This is a genomic window from Burkholderia pyrrocinia, assembly GCF_018417535.1.
GTDB lineage: Bacteria > Pseudomonadota > Gammaproteobacteria > Burkholderiales > Burkholderiaceae > Burkholderia > Burkholderia pyrrocinia_E.
On record NZ_CP070977.1, the window covers coordinates 928,001 to 948,332 of the forward strand.

Consider the following 20,332-nt stretch of genomic DNA (forward strand, 5'->3'; position numbering starts at 1 on the left):
TATCGGAAGCGAGTGACAACATGAGCGAGCGAGCAGAAAACGTAGCGGGGATCGACGGTGCGGGCGGGGTGCCGTTGAACTCGGTGGAGCCGGATCTGGGAAGGGAAATCGATGTGCCATCGGACGATCCGTCGGCACTGTTCATGCGACCGGAACTGGATTGGTTCGACGAAGATGCGATTCAAGCGGTCAACAAGCGCCGAGACCGTGAAACGCGCGAAGCGCTCAAAGGGTTGGCGCGGCCGGAGTGGGTGCTGCAAAACCAGCCGGCCGGCGCTTCGCAGCCGCAGTCGCCGGCACCGGCACCGGCGCCGAATCCGACGCCTTCGGGCAGCGAGTCAGCACCGCCGAAAGATGCGACTGCGGATCGTTCGGCGACGGCCGCCGCGAACGACAAGTCGAAATTCACGACCGAGCCGCTGGCCGAACCGCCCGCTTCGGTGTCCAAGCGCTACCTGCAAGCGGGCAGTCGCTATTTCCTGCGTGACGGCTCTCAGCAGCTCGCATTCGAGGACAGCGGCGCACGCATGGTGACGGCGCACAATCGGCCGGACATCGCGGAATCGATGGCGGAGATGGCGCTGGCGAAAGGCTGGCCGAACATCCGTGTGAAGGGCCACGAGGATTTCCGACGCGATATGTGGCTGCACGCAGCGGTGCGCGGCATTGGCGTGACGGGGTATGCGCCGAACGAGGTCGATCGCGCGCGCCTCGAGGAACTGATGGCCGAGCGCATGACGAACCGGGTCGAGCAGGCACCAGGTCGCGAGCAGCCGGGGGAACAGAAGTCGGCTGCGGCCGGCGCCGCTTCGAAGGCTGCGCCGGAGGAAGGAAAGCCGGCACCAGCCGAAGACGGTTTTCCCTATACGCTGGTCAAGCATGGCGCAGCACCTTATCGGAATGAGAAGGATGCGTCGCCTTCGTACTTTGTGACGGTCCAAGATGCCCAGGGCGCGACGAAAACGGTTTGGGGCGTTGATCTCGCACGTGCGATGCCGGCGTCGGGTGTTCAGCCTGGCGATCGGATTGCGCTGGCAAATCTAGGGCGTCAGGCCGTTATGGTCGACGAGCCGGTGCGCGACGAGGAAGGGAGGATTGTTGGCACGCGGCCGAAGGAAACCGACCGCAACGTCTGGGAAATCAAGCGGGTCGAGCCGACGCGTAGCGCGTCCGCAGGGACGCCCGATGTTCCGTCGGGTGCGGCGAATCTGCTGCCAACCTCGAAAGATTCGGCGGTGGCTGCACCGGCACCCTCGACTGACATCAAGCAGGAATCGACACCTGTTGGCGAGTCGGCGCCCGCAACGGTAAACCTGGAGCGGTCGCTGGCGTTGCCGATCGATGTGAAGGGGCACTCTCCCGAGTCGGAATTTCGCGGAACGCTCGTGGCGCACGGTGCGGCGCCGTATCAGAACCGCGAGGGTGCGCAACGCGCTTATTTTGTGACCTTACGCGACGAGTCCGGCAGTAACGTCACCGTGTGGGGCGCGGACCTCGAGCGCGCGATCGCAGGAAGCGGTGCGCAGGAGGGCGACCGCGTCATGCTGTCGAACTATGGACGACATCGCGTGACGGTGCCGGTGCCTATCTCGGACAGGCTCGGTCACGTGACCGGAGTCGAGCCGCGCGAGATCGAGCGGTACGTCTGGAATGCGACAGTTGAACCGCGCGAGCGCGCTCCGGCTGCGGCGCCGATCGTGCCGGAAGATCCCTCTCGGGCGATGCACCTAGCTGTGATTGCCGAGGCGATGCGCGCGCAGGGTTTTAGTGAGCGCTCGGTCGCGAAGGTGCAGGCGAAGGCTGGGGTGGTGCTGGACAAACTCGGTGAGGACGGCGTGGCGGTGCCAGCGCCGCGTGTGTTCGATCCGAGCGGCCGCGCGCAGCAGCCGCGTTCGCGCGGCGAGCCAGTTGCGCCGTCTCCGGGCAAGGAGGTGGAGCGGGCGTTGAACTCTCAGCCGGCGTCGCCGGGAATGCCGGGACGGTAAAACATGGCCACCCGGAAAGCGAGGCGGTCCGGTGCGCGCCCGCGCGCCGGCCGTCGCATCGACGTTGACCTCGGTGAGATGAAAGACGAGCTGCTGGCGTTTTGCCGTCGTCAGAATGTCAGCGTCAGCGATGCGCTGCGGCAAATAGTCGGGCGCGTGCTTGACACCGACGTTCGGCGGCTTCCGCCGATCGAGACGGGACCGTCGGCGGGAGAACCGGTACCGGTCAAGGTACGGCTGAGCGCGGCAGAGCACGAAGCCGTGCGTGAAGTCGCGGCCCGGATGGGCTTTACGACGAGCCGATTCTTCGTGGCGATGGTTCGCGCGCTGGCGATGCGGCAGCCGCAGCTCGGCGAGCGGGAGGTGGCCGCCCTCGAGGAATCCAACTATCAACTGGCTGCGATCGGCCGCAACCTGAACCAGATCGCGCGGGCATTGAATGCCGATCTGGGCGTGGCGGGGCAGCGGGATCGCCTGGTGGTTATCGACGCGCTTCGCCGCGAGATCCACGCACATCTGGAAAAAGTGCATGACATGCAGCGCGCGAATCTCGAGCGCTGGCAACGATAGGAGTCGTCGTGGGACACCCTCAAGTGTATGTTGACGGCATTCTTGTGCATTGGGGCGACCGGCTTTTCTACGAGCCGGTGCGTGGCCGCCGGGCGCCGCGCGCAGCCCGCGTGCAGTGGGCGGGTCGGGCCGCGCGCGCGAGCGCGATGCGGGCGCAGATCGATCGTACGCTGAGGAAGGTGCCGGAAGTGATGGTCAAGATCACGAATCGGCCCGGTACGCGCAACGGCATGGCGGCGATTCGTAGCCATCTCGAGTATGTCAGTCGTAACGGCGAGGTCGAGCTGGAGGACCAGGACGGCGAATCTATCGCTGGCTGGCATGACGTGCAGGATCTTGCGCGTATGTGGCGGCACGCGGGTCGCGGGATCGCCGAAGAAAGTGAGCGGCGGGAAGCATTCAACGTCATGCTGTCGATGCCGCCTGGCACGGATCGGGCGGCGGTCAAGGCGGCCGCGCGTGAATTTGCGCGCGAGGAATTCGGCGGCAAGCACGACTACGTGTTCGCTGCGCACAACGACGAGAACCATCCGCACGTTCACCTCGTCGTGCTGGCGCGTGGCCGTGACGGGCGGCGCCTGAATCCGCGTAAGGCGGATCTGCAACGCTGGCGCGAGCGCTTTGCGCACGAGCTGCGCGAGCATGGCGTCGAAGCGAACGCGACGCCGCGGCGCACGCGTGGTGTGACCCAGCGTTACGAGCGGCAGTCGATTCGGCAAATGCGGGAGCGGGGCGTGACGCCGCGCGCGCGGCCTGCGGCCCCGGATGCTCGCGCGACGTTCGAAGCGCATCTGCCGACGATGACGGCGTGGCGCGCGACGGCCGAGGTGCTGGCCTCATCCAGTGATGTGTCCGACCAACGCATGGCGCGTGAGATTACGGATTTTGTGAGGGAGATGCCGGTCGCCGTTGGAGCACGCGGGATCGACAAGCGCGATGTTGTGCCGCAGGCCGGTAAAAAACCGAGCGGGCATCGCCGTCGCGGTGTTCCCGACGCTGAGCGCTAACCGTCATGGCACAACCGATCATCCCGTGGATGGGAGGCAAGCGACGCCTGGCCGATGTCCTGATTCCACGTTTTCCACCGCACGCGTGCTATGTCGAGGTATTCGCGGGCAGCGCGGCGCTATTTTTTATGCGCCCGCCGGCGGACGTCGAAGTGCTGAACGACCTGAGCGGCGACATCGTGAATTTGTATCGCGTCGTCCAGCATCATCTCGAAGAGTTCGTCCGGCAATTCAAGTGGGCGTTGAGTAGCCGGCAGGTATTCAGGTGGTTGCGGGAGACGCGACCAGAGACGCTTACTGACATTCAGCGCGCTGCACGGTTCTACTATCTGCAGCAAAACTGCTTCGGTGGTCTTGTCACTGGGCAGACGTTTGGCACGGCGACGACGCAGCCGCCGGGGCTCAACCTATTGCGCATCGAAGAGACGTTGTCGGCTGCGCACTTGCGCCTGTCGGGTACCTATATCGAAAATCTCGACTGGCAGGTTTGCGTCGAGCGGTACGATCGGCCGCACACGTTCCAGTACCTTGATCCACCTTACTGGCAAACGGAAGGCTACGGCGTGCCGTTTGGTTTCGAGCAATACGAAGCAATGGCCGAGTTGCTGCGCCGGCTGAAAGGGAAGGCGATTGTGAGTTTGAACGATCACCCGGACATTCGACGCGTGTTTGAGGGATTCGAGTTCGAGGTCGCACCGATCACGTATACGGTGAACGGTGCGCAGCCAGCGAAGCGGTCAGAGCTGATCATCTACAGTTGGGACCGTTCGGTGGACCCGGTTGGCCTGTTTTGAATTGACCTAACAGTCGGTCGTACGACTAGACGAGATGGAAACGAAAGCGGGAGGCGATGCCTCCCGTTGTTATTTCAAGTCGCGACTGTAGCGATGCGGTCAAGCCGTCGCGTTGTCGTCGGCTTGATCCTGAGATGCGTCGGTCGACGCGGAGCTGGGCTCGTCGCTTTTCTTTTCGAGGAGCCCCTCGAGCACCTTCGCACCCTCGAAGCCCGCTACGGCGGCCGCCACCTTGGTGAGCAGGCCGCATCCGGGGCGAGTTTCTCTGCTGCTTCGACGGCCGCAGCGGCGCCGGCAATTTTGCCGACGGTATCGAGAATTCCCATAACTACCTCGTTGGTGAAACGTTGTGATGCGGCATTCCCGCACTGGACAATGCGGGTTGTAATAAATATGAAGGGATTGCCTGACGATTTGTGACCCTCACCAAAAATCGCACGTGATACGCTCCGCCCGGTAAAAAATGCAAAAGCGAAATGTTGTGTCGGAATAATTCCGACACGACCTAACAATAAGCCTTCGCAGGGTCGGGATTATGCGTAACAAGAAAGCGCAGCGTGTCGGACGCATGCGCATCGCACAGCACGAATTGGCGTGCGAGTCGGCGTGTACGGATTATCGATTTGCCGGGCCCGCATGTGCCGAGGTCGCGCGTCCCGCATGGATGCGAGGCGTCGCCGCTGTGATGGCGGTCGTGATGTACTTCGCGCCGGCGGTGTTTCTGGCCGATGAAGTGGCGCACGCCGCACCGATTGTCGATCCGCGCGCGCCGATTCCGTTTCAGCCGACGATCACGCAGACGAGTTCGGGCGTAGCTGCGGTGAACATCGCAACGCCGAATTCGAACGGCGTCAGCGTGAATCAATACCAATCGTTCGGGATTGATTCGTCAGGTTTAGTACTCAATAACAGCACTGTCGCGGGAACCCCTTTGCTGGGCGGGGCGCTGGGCGCGAACCCGAATTTGAACGGTCGCTCCGCCTCGCTGATTATCAACCAGGTAACGTCGTCGGGGCCGGCAACGCGCCTCTATGGGCCGCTTGAGGTTTTCGGGGCGCCGGCCTCTGTCGTGATCGCATCGCCGAATGGTGTTTCGGTCTCAGGGTTGAGCGTTACCAATGTCACGAATCTGACGCTGACCACCGGCACACCGCAGTTTCTCACCGGTGTTGGCGGCACAGCAACGGATTTTGCGCATGCGGGCGCCGTGGCGTACGACGTTCGCTCGGGCAATATTTCGATCAGCGGGCCGGCCGGTAACGACGGCACGCCGGGTGCCGGGGTGGAGGGCACTGTCGGGAATTTGGATCTCATCGGCCAAAGTGTCACCGTCAACGCACCGCTGCGCGCGGATCAGCGCGTAAACATCGTCACGGGCAATCAACTCGTGACACCGACGTCGTCGAACGCGACCGGCATCACGTACGGAACGGCCGCGAACGGCACGACCAACACGGTCGCGGCGATTGGCAAGAACGTCGCGGTCGACGCGAACCAGTATGGTTCGGTCACGTCGGGCACCGTCTATATCGTGTCCACGGCGGCGGGTATGGGAGTCAATACCCAAGGTCCACTGTCGGCAACGGCCGGCAACGTGGTCGTCAACTCGAACGGTGACATCGCGGTCGGACAGACGTTTGCCAATCAGAACGTCACATTGGCCAGTGCGGGCAACACAACGATCAGCGGCACGGGTCTCGCGAACCAGAACTACACGGTCAATGCGAACGGCGACATCAGTGCGCCGGGTGCGGTGTCGGCCGGGCAGAACGTCACGATGACGGCGGGCGGCAATCTGAATGCCGCGTCCGTTGCCGCGAACGGTGCGGCCAACCTCACGGCCGGCCAGTCGATGACGATCGGTTCGTTGTCGGCGCATGACATCGCGCTGCAGACGACCAACGGTGATCTCACGGTCGGCGGCTTGAGTGCGCCCGGCACGGTGTCGGCGAAAGCGGGGCGGGATCTGACGGTCAACGGCGCGGTGCAGGGCGGTAGCACGGTCGCGCTCGCGGGCGCGCGCAACGCGACCGTCAACGGGCAGGTGTCGGGCGTCGGCGATACGACGATCGCCGCGCAAACCGGCTCGGCGACGGTGAGCGGCAATGCGCAATCGAACGGTGCGTTGTCGGTGACGGCGGGGCAGAACGCTGCGGTCGGTGGCACGGTGCAGGCGCAGGGGCCGGTGACGATCGTCGCACAAGGCGGCTCGATCACGGGGCAAGGCAACGTCGCGTCGTCGCAAGGCGCGGTGAATCTGAATGCGGGACAGGCCATTGCGTTGAATGGCGCCGTGCAGAGCGGCAGCACGATCAACGCGACCGCCGGCACGAACGCAAGCTTCGGTGGAACGGTTTCCGCGCCGGGCGCGGTGACGATTCAGGCGGGGCAGGACACGACGCTCGGCGGAAACGTCACGAGCGGCGCAGCCCTGAATGTGACCTCCGGCGGCAACACCAGCGTGCAGGGAACGGCCGCGTCGGTCGGCGACATGACGCTCGCGGCCAACGGCGGCTCGTTGACGACGACCGGCAACGTGGTGTCGCTCGGCACATTGAACGCGAGCGGATCGCAGGGCGTGAGCCTGGGCGGTCTCGTCTACAGCGGCAGTAACGCATCGATCGGATCGAGCGCGGGTAGCGTCGCGATCGCGGGTGCTGTGTCGACGCCGGGCGCGGTCAATATCAATGCCGGGCAGGACGCGACGGTCGCCGGGACGATCCAGAGCGGCCAGACCACGACGATTGCAGCCGCGCGCGATGCGAACCTGAATGGGGGCCTCGCAGTCAGCAACACGGGCAACGCGAGCGTGACGGCGGGCCGCGACATCAACGGCACGGGTGCGATCAGCGTCGCGAACGATACGACGCTCAATGCCGGTAACAACGTCGCCATCTCAGGCGCGATCCAGACTGGCAACAATCTGAGTGCAGCCGCTGGCCAGAACCTGTCGGTCGGCGCGACGACGGCCGTGGGCAGCAGCACGCTGACGGCGACCAACGGTAGTGCGACGCTCGCAGGCGATTCACTGTCGGGCGGGACAACGACGATCACGGCCGGTACGGACGTGAATGCACAAGGCAGCCTGAAGAGCATCGGCGATCTGAACGCCAATGCGAAGACAGGGAACCTTACGGCAGCCGGTCCAGTTTCGACGGCGGGCAATGCGAGCCTGGCCGCCGGCCAGAATCTGACGCTCAACGGCCAGACGACCGCGTCGAAAAATGCGAGCCTCACGGCGACGAACATCACGACGCAGGGCGTGGCGGTGGGTGGCAATCTGACCGCAACTGCGACGAATAATCTCGATACGTCGGCAGGCCAGCTCAATCAGCCCTTCAGCGCCACCGCGCCGGCCTTGTCGGTCGGCGGCAATGCGACCATGTCGGGTGCGAACGTGACGACCGCGAATGCAGTGGTCGGCGGCACGACGCAGATCACCGGGACGCAAAGCCTGACGACGGGTGGCACGGCGGCCTTCAAGGGCGACGCGACGCTCGCCGGCGGCACGGTCAATAACGTCGGGACGCAGATGGCGGCCGGCAACCTGAACGTGTCCGGCTCGACCGTCTCGAATTCGGGCAGCTTGTCGTCGCTGCAGACCGCGAACGTCACCGCGACGAACCTCAATAACTCGGGAACGATCTACGGGCCGACTGCGAATTTCAACGTGTCGGGTACGACGACCAACTCGGGCGGCTTGCTCGCGACGAACGCACTGAACCTGACGACCGGCAGCCTGAGCAATGCGAACGGGCTCATTTTCTCGGGCGACGTCAACAACCCGACTACGGCGATCGGCAATACGACCGTGACGGTCACCGGCGGCAATGGTTCGTTCGACAATACCAACGGCCGGATACTCGCGCAGAACGTGGCGACGTTGAATTTGCCGAACCAGATGCTCGACCCTTCGGCAGCCAGTTACGGGACCGTCAACGGCGGCAACGGCCTGAATCTGTCCGCGCAGTCGGTGAACAATTCCGGGACGTGGACGCTGCCGGGGACGGCGGTTACAGTCTCGGCGACCAATGGTATCAACAACGCAGGCACGATCAATCAGGGCACGGGCTCGCTGACGCTGAATGGCGCGGTCGGCAATACCGGAACCGTCAACGGCAACGACCTGACGATCAACGGCTCGTTCGCGAACCAGGCGAGCGGTACGGTCACGGCCAATAACGTCTTCACGCTGAATGGCTCGGGCGCCAACGCCGGTACCGTACAAGCCGCCAATACGCTGGCGATTGTCGGGACGAGCTACGACAACTCGGGCGGCACGACCAAGGCTGGGAACAGCAACAGCCCGGCGGGTAGCGGCAACGCGACGATCAACCTGAGCGGTGATCTCGGCAATTCCGGTGGCACGCTGACGGCGACGAACGACCTGTCGATCACGGCAAACAATGTCAACAACTCGGCCGCGTCGAGTTCGACCACCACTACGACCACGACGACGGTGACGAATCCTGCGCTGACGATGGCGTTGCTCGTTGGGACAGAGCCGATTGAGGCCGATCGCTGGTACCACGCCGGTCAGCAATGTTGCATCTCGGCATCGTGGGCGTATAACGCGTCACTTGCGGACCTGTTGTCGCCGGACGGTTTGGCTAGCACCAATACGGTTTTGGCGAACATGCCATCGGGGACGTATTGGGTCGGTCAGTCGAGTTTCACGACGAGTCCCCCGGTTGCGACCTCCGGGACGGTGACCTTTGTACAGGTGCCGACGATCACCGGCTACAACAACAATTCAGGTTCACCGCAGATGGCGAACCTGTGGTTTGTCGAGACGCCCGACAACGCGGGCTTGGCCATCGCCAGGAAGACTGTCACGCTGCCGACCGTCACCGAGACCACCACGACGGTTGGCGCAGTCACGACAACCCCGTCGGTCATCGCGGCCGGTCACGATCTGAGTCTGGCGGCCAACACGTTGAACAATCAGGGCGGATCGGTGAGTGCCGGTCACGATGCCAATCTCAGTGTCCAGACGCTGAACAACGGCGGCTCGTCCTATACATCGACCGTGACCGATACGGTCGACGCCGCATCGATCAACGCGATGCTGTCGCAACTCCCTGCGACCGTTTCGATCTGGAGCGCCTACAACGGACCGAACCCGATTACCACTTGCCTGAACGTCAATGCATCCTGTATCAGTCGACCTCAAATTCAGCTTGCGCAGCAAGGGGCGGTGACGCCGACCACGACGTCGCAAACGGTCACGGTGCAAGGTTCGACGGGGCAGATCGTTGCCGGCAATAACGTGAATCTGTCGGGCGGCAACCTGACCAACGCTGGCACGATCACGGCCGCCAATGACGTCGCGGTGCATGCGGCGAGCTTCACGAATCAAGGCGCGAACGTCGGTTCGAAAACCGTGACGGCAGGTTGTGCTCCGGGCTACTCCGGTTGCACGTCGACCGGCACGACGAATCCGAATTCGGAAACCTATAGCTACCAGCAGACCAACAGCAACGTCACGGCGGGCCATGACATCGTCATTGCGGCGAATCAGGTTAGCAACACCTACGGGAATCTGGTCGCGAAGCACGATGTCGTGATCGGTGGTGCAGGCACGACGGCTGCTGCCACCACGCAGGCGTCGAGCGTAACCAACACGTCGGCCGCGATCGAGGCCGGCAACAACGTCCAGATCAACGCGGCGAATGTGACGAACACGATCGCTGCACCGGCCACGATCCATCAGAACTACGGAACGGGCTCGCCATACTCGGGTTGCGGGCAGAACTGCGAAGCCTATATCGAGGTGCAGTCTGCCAAGCCGGCGACGATCACGGCGAACAACAACTTGTCGATCACGGCTGGCGTGTTCAGCAACACGGGCAGTCTCGTGACGGCTCTGAACAACGCGACGATCAACGCCAGCTCGAGCGCGTCGAGCGACAACCAATACCTGCACGCGTATTGGACCGGTAACCCCGCCGGCATTCGCACGTGGGGTTGCCAAGGTTCGGCCGTGACCTGCCAGAACCTGTACGGCGGGGCGTTCAGTCTCGGCGATGCGCAAGCCGCACCGGGGCTGCCGTCGAACGTCGGGATGTCGGATTTCGTGCCGGCGACGATTCAGGCGGGCAACTCGCTTGCCGTGAACTCGCCGACGTTGACGAACACCGGCAACGTGATCGGGCAGTCGATCGCGCTGACGGGTTCGCAGCTCGTCAACGGGATCACGAATCCGAACGTCTTTACGCCGCCGCCGGTCGTGTCGGGGCAGGTGATCTCGCTTGGGCCGGTGTCGGCTCCGTCCGGCGTAGCGACGACTGTCAACGGGTTCGACCAGGTTGTCGACGCGAGCGGCCAGCCGACGTCGGTGACGGGCACGGCTGGCTTGCCCCCGAACACGCCGATCGGCGCGCGAACCGTCGGCACGCCGGTTGCACCGACCGTCACGCAGGCAAACGCGCCGTTGAGCGCGACCGTCAAGACGATTTCGGGGCAAACCACCACGATCACCTACCTGACGAACAACCCGGCCGCGCAGGTCGTCGACACGGTGTCGTCGGCGTCGTTGATCGCCAATCTGCCGGCGAATCTGCAGCCGGCCAACGTGCCGTTCTACTACGATCCGTACACTGAGAATCAGCAGATCGAGCTGGCTGCGCTGCAGGCCACCGGCAAGAGCAGTTTCTACAGCACGACGAGTGCGACGGACAGTACGAGTCAGGCGTCGATCGCCAATCAGGACAAGGCCGCGCTGTACGGTGCGGCACTCGAGTACGCGAAAGACCACGACATTGCGCTCGGTACGAAGTTGTCCGACGCGCAACTGGCGATGGTCGATCATCCGATGCTCTGGTACGTCGAGCAGTCGGTGCCGGAGCCGGGCTGCTCGACGACGGGTGGCGCGACGTGCCCGACCGTGCAAGCGCTGATGCCTGAAGTGTTGTTGCCGAAGAACTACGCGGTGGTCAATGCCGATGGCGAGATCACCGGCACGAACGTCACGCTGAATTACGCGAACAGCATCCTGAACACGGGCACCGTTACGGCGCAGAACCTGACGGTCAACACGAACTCGCTGACCAACGAACAACGCTCGACGAACATCGGCACGATCTACCAGACCGGTCAGGACGGCGTGCTGTTGCAGACCACGGGCACCGTCGCGCAGCAAGGCGGCTTCATGTCGGCCGCCAACTATCAGCTCAATGCGGATTCGATCGCGCAGATTGGCGGGGCGCTGCAGCAAGTCAATGCCGACGGGAGCGTGAATCAGGCGGCGACGCAGCAGATGCTGTCGAACCTGAAGGCGAAGCTCGGCGGGAATTTTACGCAACAGTCGGTCAGCGACAACCTGCACACGGACGTGGTCGACGGCGATGCGTGGTACGACCAGGTTTTCATGACGGCGGTCATTACGGGCCTCTCGATTATGTCGGGGATTGCAGCGTCGGCTGCGATCGGGGCGATGGCGTCGGCAACGGCGGGGACGACCTTTGCGGCGGCGGTGCCGGCGACCACGTCCACGATAGCGATTGGCACGACGACCGTGACCACGACGACGGCGGCGGCTGTTGGCGCCGGCACAGCGAACCTCGCGTTGTCGGCCGGTTTTGCCGGCATGATGAACAGCACGATGAGCCAGTTGAATTCCGGTGGCTCGTTCAGTGTTGGGCAGATGCTGGAAACAGGTGGTGTGGCGGCGCTGACGGCCGGTTTGACGAATGGCATCACGTTTGACAACGGCGCTCCGGGCTGGTCGTGGAATGCCTCCCAGAACAGTCTCGCGTCACTGGCCGGTGTGCAGTCGGTGGGGAACACGCTTGTACCCCAGGCGGGCGCAGCGACGGGTTCGTTGCCGACGGCAGTCGCTGCAATCGCCGGTGAGTCGGTGCTTCAGGCAACCGTACAGACGGCGATTCAGGGCGGCAGCTTCCTGACGAATCTGCGCAACAGCGCTGTAGCCGACGTTTCGGCTGCAGCCGCTTACTCGATTGGCAATGCGGCGAGTATTCCGGGATCGCCGATCGAGGTCGGAACGCCGGGTTATTGGTTGGCGCACGCTGCCCTTGGCTGTGCTGCCGGCGCGGCGACGGGACAGGGCTGCGGCGGAGGTGCGATTGGCGGGGCGACCAGCGCGCTAGTTTCGCCGTTCCTTGTGGATCAGGCGGGTGGTGCGTCGAATCTGACCGATGGAGAACGCGCGGCGATCACGACAATTGCGATGATCTCGGGCGGCTCAGTGGCAGGGTTGCTGGGTCAGAACGTGCAGGGCGCGATGACGGCGGCTCAGAACGAGGCGCTGAACAACAGCGAGCAGGAGCACACGAGTGAGGCGCAGCGCGAGCAAGACGCACTACGCAAGCAGCAGAGTAAGGAGAAAGCCCAACTCGGAGAAGGCTCGATCGTTGACAGGGGTGATGGCGTCAGTGTCCTCAGCCCTAATCCGATGGCGTTTGGCGGTGCCAAAAATAGTGGGACGGCTGGTGCAGGTTCGGCGCAGAATATCGCGACTGCCGGTCAGTTGGCGAAACAGTTGCAGCTTGAGTCGGCCAATTCGCCGTTCACGGTTAGTGGTACTCTGACGCAAGCAGCTATCGACAGTTCATCACAGATATTTCCTCCCGGCAGCATGGGCAATCCGGCGATACCGGTAGGCGTCGGAAAATATACGACGAGTACGTATCAGAGTCCGGCAGGTGATTTCCAGGTTCACTTCTACATGAATCCGACGACAGGGCAGGTGTATTACGGACTCGACTACAAGGCAATATTCAACAAGATGTCTGGCGTGCCCAAGAAACCATGAAAGTTAAATGCATAAAGTTGTTCGACGCTCGCGGACGCGAGGTAGATATTTCACCTTGGTTAGTGCTTGAGCGCGTGTACGTCGTGTTTGGAATTCTTGTGGACTCAGACGGGAGGCGGAGCTATCAAATCATTAGCCACGATCTGGATCCGGGGTTTGCAACTATGGCTTGCCACCCAGCCGAGTGTTTTGAGATTATTAGTACGGTAGTGCCGTCGAACTGGTGTTTGAAAATTCGGCAAAACGGGGTGATGAGCATTGCACCAAGAGCTTGGCAGGAGCCAGGTTTCATGGAGGCTTTTTATGACCGAGATCCCGCGGCGTACCCGATCTTCGAAAGAGAGCGGGATCTCATTCTGAGCGAAGATCCTTAACCTCAGCCCGAGGCGGTAGGATATGGTGCGATTGGCGGGGCCGTGTCGGCCGGACTGAATCCGATCATCGATGCGAACGGGAATATCCCGCCTGCGGTGCTGGCTGGTATTGAAGCGCTGGTGGGCGGCAGCGTGGCCGGGGCGCTTGGCTACAATGTGCAGGGTGCAATGACGGCGGCGCAGAACGAGACGCTGAATAATTGGGCCGGGCACGTCGGGCTCGCGCTTAGCTTTACCATTCCAGGTACTCCGCTTGCGTTCTCGGGCGGTGTCGGCTTAGTCGCGGACGATAAAGGGAACGTTGGTTGGTATACCGTGGGCAATCAAAAATATGCTCCCGGTATCGGCGTCGGTGGCGACGGTTCCATCGGGCTGAGTGTGGGTGCATATCCGGGAGCTACGACGATAAACGACTATGGTGGCCCGTTTAATAACGGCTCTGTTGGAGCAGGGGCCGGGCCATATGGAAGTATCGATGTATTCCAAGATCCCAGTAAGAGCCCACTGAATCCGGCAAGCTATGGTGGAGGCTTAACGATCGGTGTTGGCGTAGGAGGCGGCGGTTCCGTCATGCGGACAGATACGAAAGTGCATCCGATTGGCAAGGTGAGCGGACAATGAACGATTCAAGGAAGCGGCGCTTCTCTCCCCTTTACTTGGCGGGCTTGCTGATTGGCGTGGCGTGCTTGGCCTACAACGTCGTGAGCTACGATCAAGACATTTTGACCGCTCCGCGTGCTCCGAATGTTGCCAGTGGAAACGTGATTCCATACAACAATCACGGGACCACTGTTTACCTCACTAGAAGGCAAGATTTAATAGAGCGGTGGGGGCCTTTGGGTTGGCTCGCTTGGTGGGTATCGGAAGGGAAGGCAGGATAGGCGAGCGCCGGTTATTGCCCGAGCAGCAGCGAGCGAACCCGGACGCGCGTGCGCGGGAGAACCGCTGCGCCTTGCTCTCCAATAAAGTCCGTGCCTCGATTTGGACAAGTGTATCGGAGCGAGAACTGGGATAACGAACTCCATCTAGGCCGCGGACGCTGGCACCGCCGTGCCGCGTCTAGGTTTGCGGGGTGTTGCGAACGCGGGTCGCGTCGGGTGCTGGATACGGTGCGATTGGCTGGGCCGTTAGCGCAGCGTTTTCGCCGGACGTGCTCACGATAATCGATCGGAGCGGTGGTGACGCCGCCGGTCGCACTGCCCGGCCCCTACGACACGATGGTGACGACGCCGCCATTGATTGCGCCTGGTGGCGCGCCCATTCAATCGTCCGGTGGCAATGGAGGTGACAATACTTCTGGCCCGAACAACTTCCCGACGACGGACGCCGTTTCGGTGATGGGCAGTTGCTCGATCGACAAGGCGCGAACCTATGAGGACGCGGTGCAGGGTTAAGTGATTTAAGGAGGAAAAAGATGGTTACTCAGCACGGTCGACTGGAGGGGGTGGGCGACAATCTTGAGAGTCGGGATGCGCGCGTAATTCCGGGCACGGTTAAAGTCGATGGCACGGAATTTATCTATTTCTCTGACGATGGTGTGAATAAATTTAGAAAGCAGTTCAAGAATGTGACTGAATTTACTAACCCGCCGAATGCAAAATCTGGTGGGGTTAGCGAGCGAGGTTGCAGGATAGCTTCTCCTGATGGTCGATTATTTCACGCGATTGGTTATCATGGGGATATTGAGGGTTGGCGCAAAGATGTCGCGGCCGGTGCTCAAGCATTTGGTTTGCTTGTGGCGAGAGTTGAAGCCGGTTTATTCGTAATATCGGATGGCAATTCTTTTTCTTTGGATCAATGCAGGGTTGATTTTTATTGATATCGATAGCGAGCCGGTTCTATCATGGGAATCAATATGGATCAAGATGCAAATAGATGAGGCGTATGTGTCTAGTCCTTAAGGTGCTGGTATTAAGGAGCGGAAAGCACTTCAAGATGTGCGGAAATTTAGTTAAGTTTACAAACACTATATAAAATTGGTTCGGGGCATCAATGATGAGGAAAGCGATTCGGCGTGCATTTGCGCTCACTGGAGCAGGGCTCTCTTGCTCTGTTTTTGCCGCCGGTATCGTTCCGGACGGCCAGAACTCGACGTCCGTGTCGTCTAGCGCAAACGGCCGACAGACCGTCAACATCGCTCCTGCGATCGGCGGCGTCTCGAACAACACGTACTCGTCTTTTAACGTCTCGAAGGCCGGCGCCGACCTGAACAACGTCGGCATCAATGCGCGCACGATCGTCAATCAGGTCACGAGCACGAACCCGTCGCTAATTCAGGGGAACATCAATGTGCTCGGCCCTCGCGCGAACGTGATCCTGGCGAACCCGAACGGCGTCACGGTCGACGGCGGCAGCTTCACGAACACTGGACACGTTGTATTGTCGACCGGGCAGGTGAGCTTCAACGATCTCACGCTCGCGCCCGGCGTCGTGCAACGCAACGTAGTTCTCACCACCAACCGCGGCGGAATCGCGATCGGTCCAGGCGGTCTTTCCGGCACGCTGGTCAACCTTGACCTGATAGCGAAGCAATTGAGCATCGACGGCCCGGTGACCAACGATTTCACCAGTTCGACGAGCGGCATCCGTGCGATCGTCGGCGACAGCACGACCACCTACGACACCAGCTTTTCTCCATCCGACAACGGCCACGACTGGCTGATCGGCACGACGTCTCCCGGCACGAAAAGCAATGCAATGGCAGTCGACATCACGGCGGCCGGGGGCCTGACGGCAGGCCGCGTCCAACTGATCGTCACCGACCAGGGTGCGGGCGTCCGCAGCCTCGGCAAGCTTTACGCGAACGCCGGCGACGTCGTGGTCACGACGAGCGGTGATATCGCGATCGCAGATGGATCCGTGAAGGCAGAGCACGACGTCGCGCTCACGACGCCCGGTTCCATATCGTTGCAAGGGGCGCAGGTCACCGCCGCAAACAATGTGAACGTTCAAGCCGGCAATATCGCGCTGTCGGACGACGCCACCGGCCCCACGACCCTGAGCGCGGGCAACACGGTCAACCTGACGAGCAGCGGCGCGATCAGCAACACCGGCAGCCTGATTCAGGCAGGCGCGACGGCGAGCGACGGCACGACAACCGGCGGTGACGTGATCCTGACCGCCGCCGGCGACATCACGAACCGTTCGAGCGCAAACAACCTCGGAATCGTCTTTGCCGCCAACGGCCAGACGAAGCTGACGGCCGGCGGCAACATCATCAACGACGACGCTCGCATCCTGTCGAACAACGCGGTGAGCCTTACCGCGGCCGGCGACGTACAGAACATCATCGACCATACGGGCGGCACGAACGGCGGCCAGCCGACCGCGTATTCCGATCGCGGCGGCAGCTTCCTGTTCTTCACGCACACGACGAGCGGCTTCAACGTCGACTACGGCGCCGTCAGCAATCCCGACCAGCTCGCGTATATCGCCGCGGTTCACGGTCCGGTGACGATCAACGCGCGCAATTTCAGCAATTCGGGCGGCATCGTTCAATCGAACGATAGCGACGTCAACATCACCGCCCAGAACGCCTTCACCAACGCCGCCGTCTTCACGGGCCAGGCGAGCTATACGCGTAGCTGCTGGATCTTCTGCCACGCCGACGCGTCGAGCAACGTGACGCCATACGGCGGCACGATCCAGGCGGGCGGCAACATCGGCATCAAGGCGGGTGCGGTCGCCCGCAACGTCGGCGGCAACGTGTTCGCGACGGGCGACATCAAGGTCGACGCCCCCGTCACGTATGCGCAAGGCGTCACGGGCTATTCGGCGATCAACCAGCACCGCGGCTTCAAGGCATTCTTCGGCAGCACGTGGGCGCAGATCATCGCAATGGACGTCGGTGGCGGCTTCACCGCGAACGGCAGCGTGACGCTGACCGGCGACGGCGTGATCGACGGCGGTTCGTTCAGCGGCGGAAAAGGCGTGACGGCGGCCGGTGGCATCACGACCGTACGCGCGCCGTCGCGCACACCGGTGCAGATCGATCAGCACCTGGGTCTGACCACGTGGTGGTGGCGCTAGCCAATGAACTATCAAAGCAAAAATCGTCTCGGGCTGGCAGTCGTCGTTTTCCTCGCAATGGTGATCTTCATTGCCGCCTCGCAAAGCGGCGTTTTCGGTAAGGCCGTATTAACGCTCGGGCATCCGCACGCACAACAACGATGAAACCACGCGCTTTCCCTCGACTGAAGCTGCCGCTGCTGATTGCGAGCCTGGCCGCGCTACATGTACCGGCGCATGCGCAAACCTCGCCTCCCGCGGCCCGCCCCGTTCAGGATCCAGCGCAGCTGATCATCGAACAGCAGCGCGAGCAGGCGCGTCGACGGCAGCTCGAGCAGCCGCCCGCATCGATTACGATCGCGCCGACTTCGGAGACGACGCTCGACATTCCGCCCGGCACGCCGGTCGATTCCATCGTCGAAACCGGCCCGACCTTTCCGGTGCAACGAATCGTGTTGCAAACCGCCGACGGCAAGTCGTTCGAGCCGCCCGGCGGCATCGCGGCCCAGCAGCTCGACGCGGTCGTGGCGCCGTTCATCGGTCACGATCTCGGTTCGCACCGTATCAACGTGATGCTGAAGCGGATCACGGACGTATTCGTCGAACATGGCCTCGTGACGACGCGCGCACTGCTCGGCCCGCAGAATCTCGCGAGCGGCACGCTCAAGATCACGATTCAGGTCGGCGTGATCGAAGCGTTCACGATCAACGGCAAACCGATTCACCGGCTCAAGCCGGGCGAGTCATCGTCGGGCGGCGGCTGGTTCACGGACGCCGGCTACGAGAACGCATTCCCGACGGCGTCCGGCGATCCGCTGCGCCTGTCCGATATCGATCAGGGCGTGGCGCAGATCAATCGCCTGCGCCGCAACCAGGCAACGGTCCAGATCCTGCCGGGTCAGAATCCGGGCGAATCGATCGTCGATATCGGCAACAAGCCGGGCGATCGCCTGTACTACACGTTGGGCGTCGACAACTACGGCAGTTCGGCCACGGGCGTGACGCGCTACCGTGCGGGCGTCGAGGCCGACAACCTGCTCGGCCTGCAGGAATCGCTGAGCGTGAATTTTCTCGACAGCCTCGACAGCAACGCGATCGTCGGCTCGTTCGCCGTGCCGTTCGGCCGCCATACGTTCAGCTACACGATCTCCGATTCCGAGTATCAGCAGGTGATCGGCACGACCGCGCTCGAATATGGCCGGACGCTGTCGCACATCTTCGGCTGGAACTATCTGGTCAGCCGCAGCGTGAGCGACATCACCAGCGTCGACGCCACGGTGTCCTGGCGCCGCACCGACCGCGAGGTCAACGGCATCGATCTCGATCCGCAGCGCGTTGCTGTGTTGCGGATGGCCGGCAACTGGCTGCACAAGTTCGTGATGAACGATGCGCAGGGCAACTTCACGATCAACGGCGGGCTGTCGCAGGGGCTGCCTTGGTTCGGCGCGAACCACGATCCGCATGGCATCTCGCGCGACGAAGCGCACAGCCAGTTCACCAAGGTGGATGCGACGGCCGCATTCACGCTGCCGCTGCCGAAGATCGGTCGCGCATTGATCGCCTATCGGGGCGTGTTGAGCGGGCAATATACGAACATGGCGCTGTTCGGCTCGGAGCAACTGTACCTCGGCGGGATGGACACGGTCCGCGGCTTCCGCTCGGGCGAAATCGCCGGCGATCGCGGTTTCTATTCGCGCAACGAGCTCGCGTGGGTGAACGCGCCGGCCTGGAAAGACGGTCGAATCGAACCGTACGTGTTCCTCGACGCGGGCAAGGCGAGCCTGGTCGCGGTGCCGGGTTTCCCGACGCTGGCCGGGGCGGGCGCGGGGCTGCGCGCGCAATGGCAGTGGCACAAACAGTTTCTGTCCGGCGAGGTCCTGATCGGGCGCGCGCTGACGCAACCGGCCGTGCTGGGCCCGAAAGCGACCCTTGTACTTGGAACTTTGAATTGGACAATGTGATGAACTTCTCGAACTGGAAACCCTTTATCGCCGCATCCGCGCTTTACCTCGGCATTGCCTGCGCCGCACACGCTCAGACGCAAACGTCGTCGACGTTGCCGGCTGGCACGGCTGCGATCGTGAACGGCACGTCGATCACGCAGGCTGAGGTCGATGCGGTGTTGAAGGCTTCCCGCCAACCCGACTCGGCGCAGGTGCGTCAGGCGATCAAGAATCAACTGATCACGCGCGTGCTGATCCAGCAGGCCGCGGAGAAAGCGAACTACGGCAGCAGGCCCGAAGTGCAGACGGCCATGCAGGTGGCGAAAGCGAATGCCGAGACGCAGTTGTATCTGAAAGACAACGTGAAGCCGGAGCCGGTCACGGATGTGCAGGTGAAGTCGCGCTACGACGAAATTGTCGCGTCGCTCGGCAAGGACGAATACAAGCCGCGCCTGATCGTCGTCAGGGATGCCGCGACGGCGGCGACCGTCGTGAGCGAACTGAAGGCAGGCAAGTCGTTTGAAGGTCTGGCTCGGCAGTACAGCATCGCGCCGAGCCGCGATAGCGGGGGGGAGTTGCCTTGGGTGAGCTTCAAGACGCCGGCGACGGAGGGCAAGACGTCCGGTTTGCCGGTCGCGATCGCGCAGGTGCTGGAAAAGCTTCCGGTCGGCGCGGTCACACCGGAGTCGATCACGGTCGATGGCGCACGGGCGATCGTGAAACTCGACGCGAAGCGGCCGACGCAGGTGCCGGCATTCAATCAGGCGCAGGCGACGATCCGCCAGCAACTGGAGGCGCTTGCACTTGAAAAGGCGAGTGCGCAATTCGTCGGCGGCCTGTTGAAGAGCGCGGCCATTCAGCAGTAGGGAGCGCTC

Annotated in this window: 12 protein-coding genes and 1 pseudogene; 12 read left to right on the forward strand and 1 reads right to left on the reverse strand. The window is 62.5% G+C overall.

Translation table 11 applies throughout. The features are described from left to right. Positions 1 to 20 precede the first annotated feature (20 nt). Genes JYG32_RS04440 through JYG32_RS04455 form a run of 4 tightly spaced genes read left to right on the forward strand, consistent with a single transcriptional unit; the run spans position 21 to position 4,356 of the window. On the forward strand, positions 21 to 1,985 hold the full coding sequence (locus JYG32_RS04440; protein ID WP_213264781.1) for an LPD7 domain-containing protein: 1,965 nt from the start codon (positions 21 to 23) through the stop codon (positions 1,983 to 1,985). A 3-nt stretch (positions 1,986 to 1,988) separates the two neighbouring features. Beyond that, positions 1,989 to 2,555, forward strand: a complete 567-nt coding sequence (locus JYG32_RS04445) for a plasmid mobilization protein (protein ID WP_213264782.1) — start codon at positions 1,989 to 1,991, stop codon at positions 2,553 to 2,555. Between the two features lie 8 nt (positions 2,556 to 2,563). Next, a complete protein-coding gene (locus JYG32_RS04450; RefSeq protein WP_213264783.1) occupies positions 2,564 to 3,562 on the forward strand; it encodes a relaxase/mobilization nuclease domain-containing protein in 999 nt (332 codons plus the stop codon). 5 nt (positions 3,563 to 3,567) lie between these two features. After that, positions 3,568 to 4,356, forward strand: coding sequence for a DNA adenine methylase (locus tag JYG32_RS04455; protein ID WP_213264784.1), 789 nt, complete (start codon positions 3,568 to 3,570; stop codon positions 4,354 to 4,356). Positions 4,357 to 4,455: 99 nt separating this feature from the next. On the opposite strand, the pseudogene JYG32_RS04460 reads toward JYG32_RS04455, so the two are convergent. Continuing rightward, a pseudogene (locus JYG32_RS04460) lies at positions 4,456 to 4,682 on the reverse strand (hypothetical protein). A 206-nt stretch (positions 4,683 to 4,888) separates the two neighbouring features. Between JYG32_RS04460 and JYG32_RS04465 the strand changes: the two are divergent. The 8 genes from JYG32_RS04465 (at position 4,889) to JYG32_RS04500 (ending at position 20,323) form a co-directional block, all read left to right on the forward strand. Beyond that, a complete protein-coding gene (locus JYG32_RS04465) occupies positions 4,889 to 13,132 on the forward strand; it encodes a filamentous hemagglutinin N-terminal domain-containing protein (RefSeq protein ID WP_433960849.1) in 8,244 nt (2,747 codons plus the stop codon). Between the two features lie 416 nt (positions 13,133 to 13,548). Continuing rightward, the gene (locus JYG32_RS04470) at positions 13,549 to 14,127 is read left to right on the forward strand and encodes a hypothetical protein (protein WP_213264785.1); all 579 of its coding nucleotides are present in this window, start codon (positions 13,549 to 13,551) and stop codon (positions 14,125 to 14,127) included. Positions 14,128 to 14,684: 557 nt separating this feature from the next. Further along, positions 14,685 to 14,900 (forward strand): hypothetical protein, encoded by a 216-nt coding sequence (locus tag JYG32_RS04475; protein WP_213264786.1) that lies wholly within the window; start codon positions 14,685 to 14,687, stop codon positions 14,898 to 14,900. A gap of 20 nt (positions 14,901 to 14,920) precedes the next feature. Continuing rightward, positions 14,921 to 15,325 carry a hypothetical protein gene (locus tag JYG32_RS04480; protein WP_213264787.1) on the forward strand — a complete coding sequence of 135 codons (405 nt, stop codon included), beginning with the start codon at positions 14,921 to 14,923 and terminating at the stop codon, positions 15,323 to 15,325. Between the two features lie 173 nt (positions 15,326 to 15,498). After that, positions 15,499 to 17,535, forward strand: a complete 2,037-nt coding sequence (locus tag JYG32_RS04485) for a filamentous hemagglutinin N-terminal domain-containing protein (protein ID WP_213264788.1) — start codon at positions 15,499 to 15,501, stop codon at positions 17,533 to 17,535. 3 nt (positions 17,536 to 17,538) lie between these two features. Beyond that, positions 17,539 to 17,679 carry a hypothetical protein gene (locus tag JYG32_RS04490; RefSeq protein WP_213264789.1) on the forward strand — a complete coding sequence of 47 codons (141 nt, stop codon included), beginning with the start codon at positions 17,539 to 17,541 and terminating at the stop codon, positions 17,677 to 17,679. Further along, positions 17,676 to 19,475 carry a ShlB/FhaC/HecB family hemolysin secretion/activation protein gene (locus JYG32_RS04495; protein WP_249744584.1) on the forward strand — a complete coding sequence of 600 codons (1,800 nt, stop codon included), beginning with the start codon at positions 17,676 to 17,678 and terminating at the stop codon, positions 19,473 to 19,475. Before JYG32_RS04490 ends, JYG32_RS04495 begins: the two co-directional genes overlap by 4 nt. Next, positions 19,475 to 20,323 (forward strand): peptidylprolyl isomerase, encoded by an 849-nt coding sequence (locus JYG32_RS04500; RefSeq protein ID WP_213264790.1) that lies wholly within the window; start codon positions 19,475 to 19,477, stop codon positions 20,321 to 20,323. The genes JYG32_RS04495 and JYG32_RS04500 overlap by 1 nt, the downstream gene beginning before the upstream one ends. The last annotated feature ends 9 nt before the right edge of the window (positions 20,324 to 20,332 follow it).

Coding starts and splice junctions, on each gene's coding strand:
- JYG32_RS04440 (WP_213264781.1), top strand. CDS start 21: ATGAGCGAGCGAGCAGAAAACGTAGCGGGGATCGACGGTGCGGGCGGG.
- JYG32_RS04445 (WP_213264782.1), top strand. CDS start 1,989: ATGGCCACCCGGAAAGCGAGGCGGTCCGGTGCGCGCCCGCGCGCCGGC.
- JYG32_RS04455 (WP_213264784.1), top strand. CDS start 3,568: ATGGCACAACCGATCATCCCGTGGATGGGAGGCAAGCGACGCCTGGCC.
- JYG32_RS04480 (WP_213264787.1), top strand. CDS start 14,921: ATGGTTACTCAGCACGGTCGACTGGAGGGGGTGGGCGACAATCTTGAG.
- JYG32_RS04485 (WP_213264788.1), top strand. CDS start 15,499: ATGATGAGGAAAGCGATTCGGCGTGCATTTGCGCTCACTGGAGCAGGG.
- JYG32_RS04490 (WP_213264789.1), top strand. CDS start 17,539: ATGAACTATCAAAGCAAAAATCGTCTCGGGCTGGCAGTCGTCGTTTTC.
- JYG32_RS04495 (WP_249744584.1), top strand. CDS start 17,676: ATGAAACCACGCGCTTTCCCTCGACTGAAGCTGCCGCTGCTGATTGCG.
- JYG32_RS04500 (WP_213264790.1), top strand. CDS start 19,475: ATGAACTTCTCGAACTGGAAACCCTTTATCGCCGCATCCGCGCTTTAC.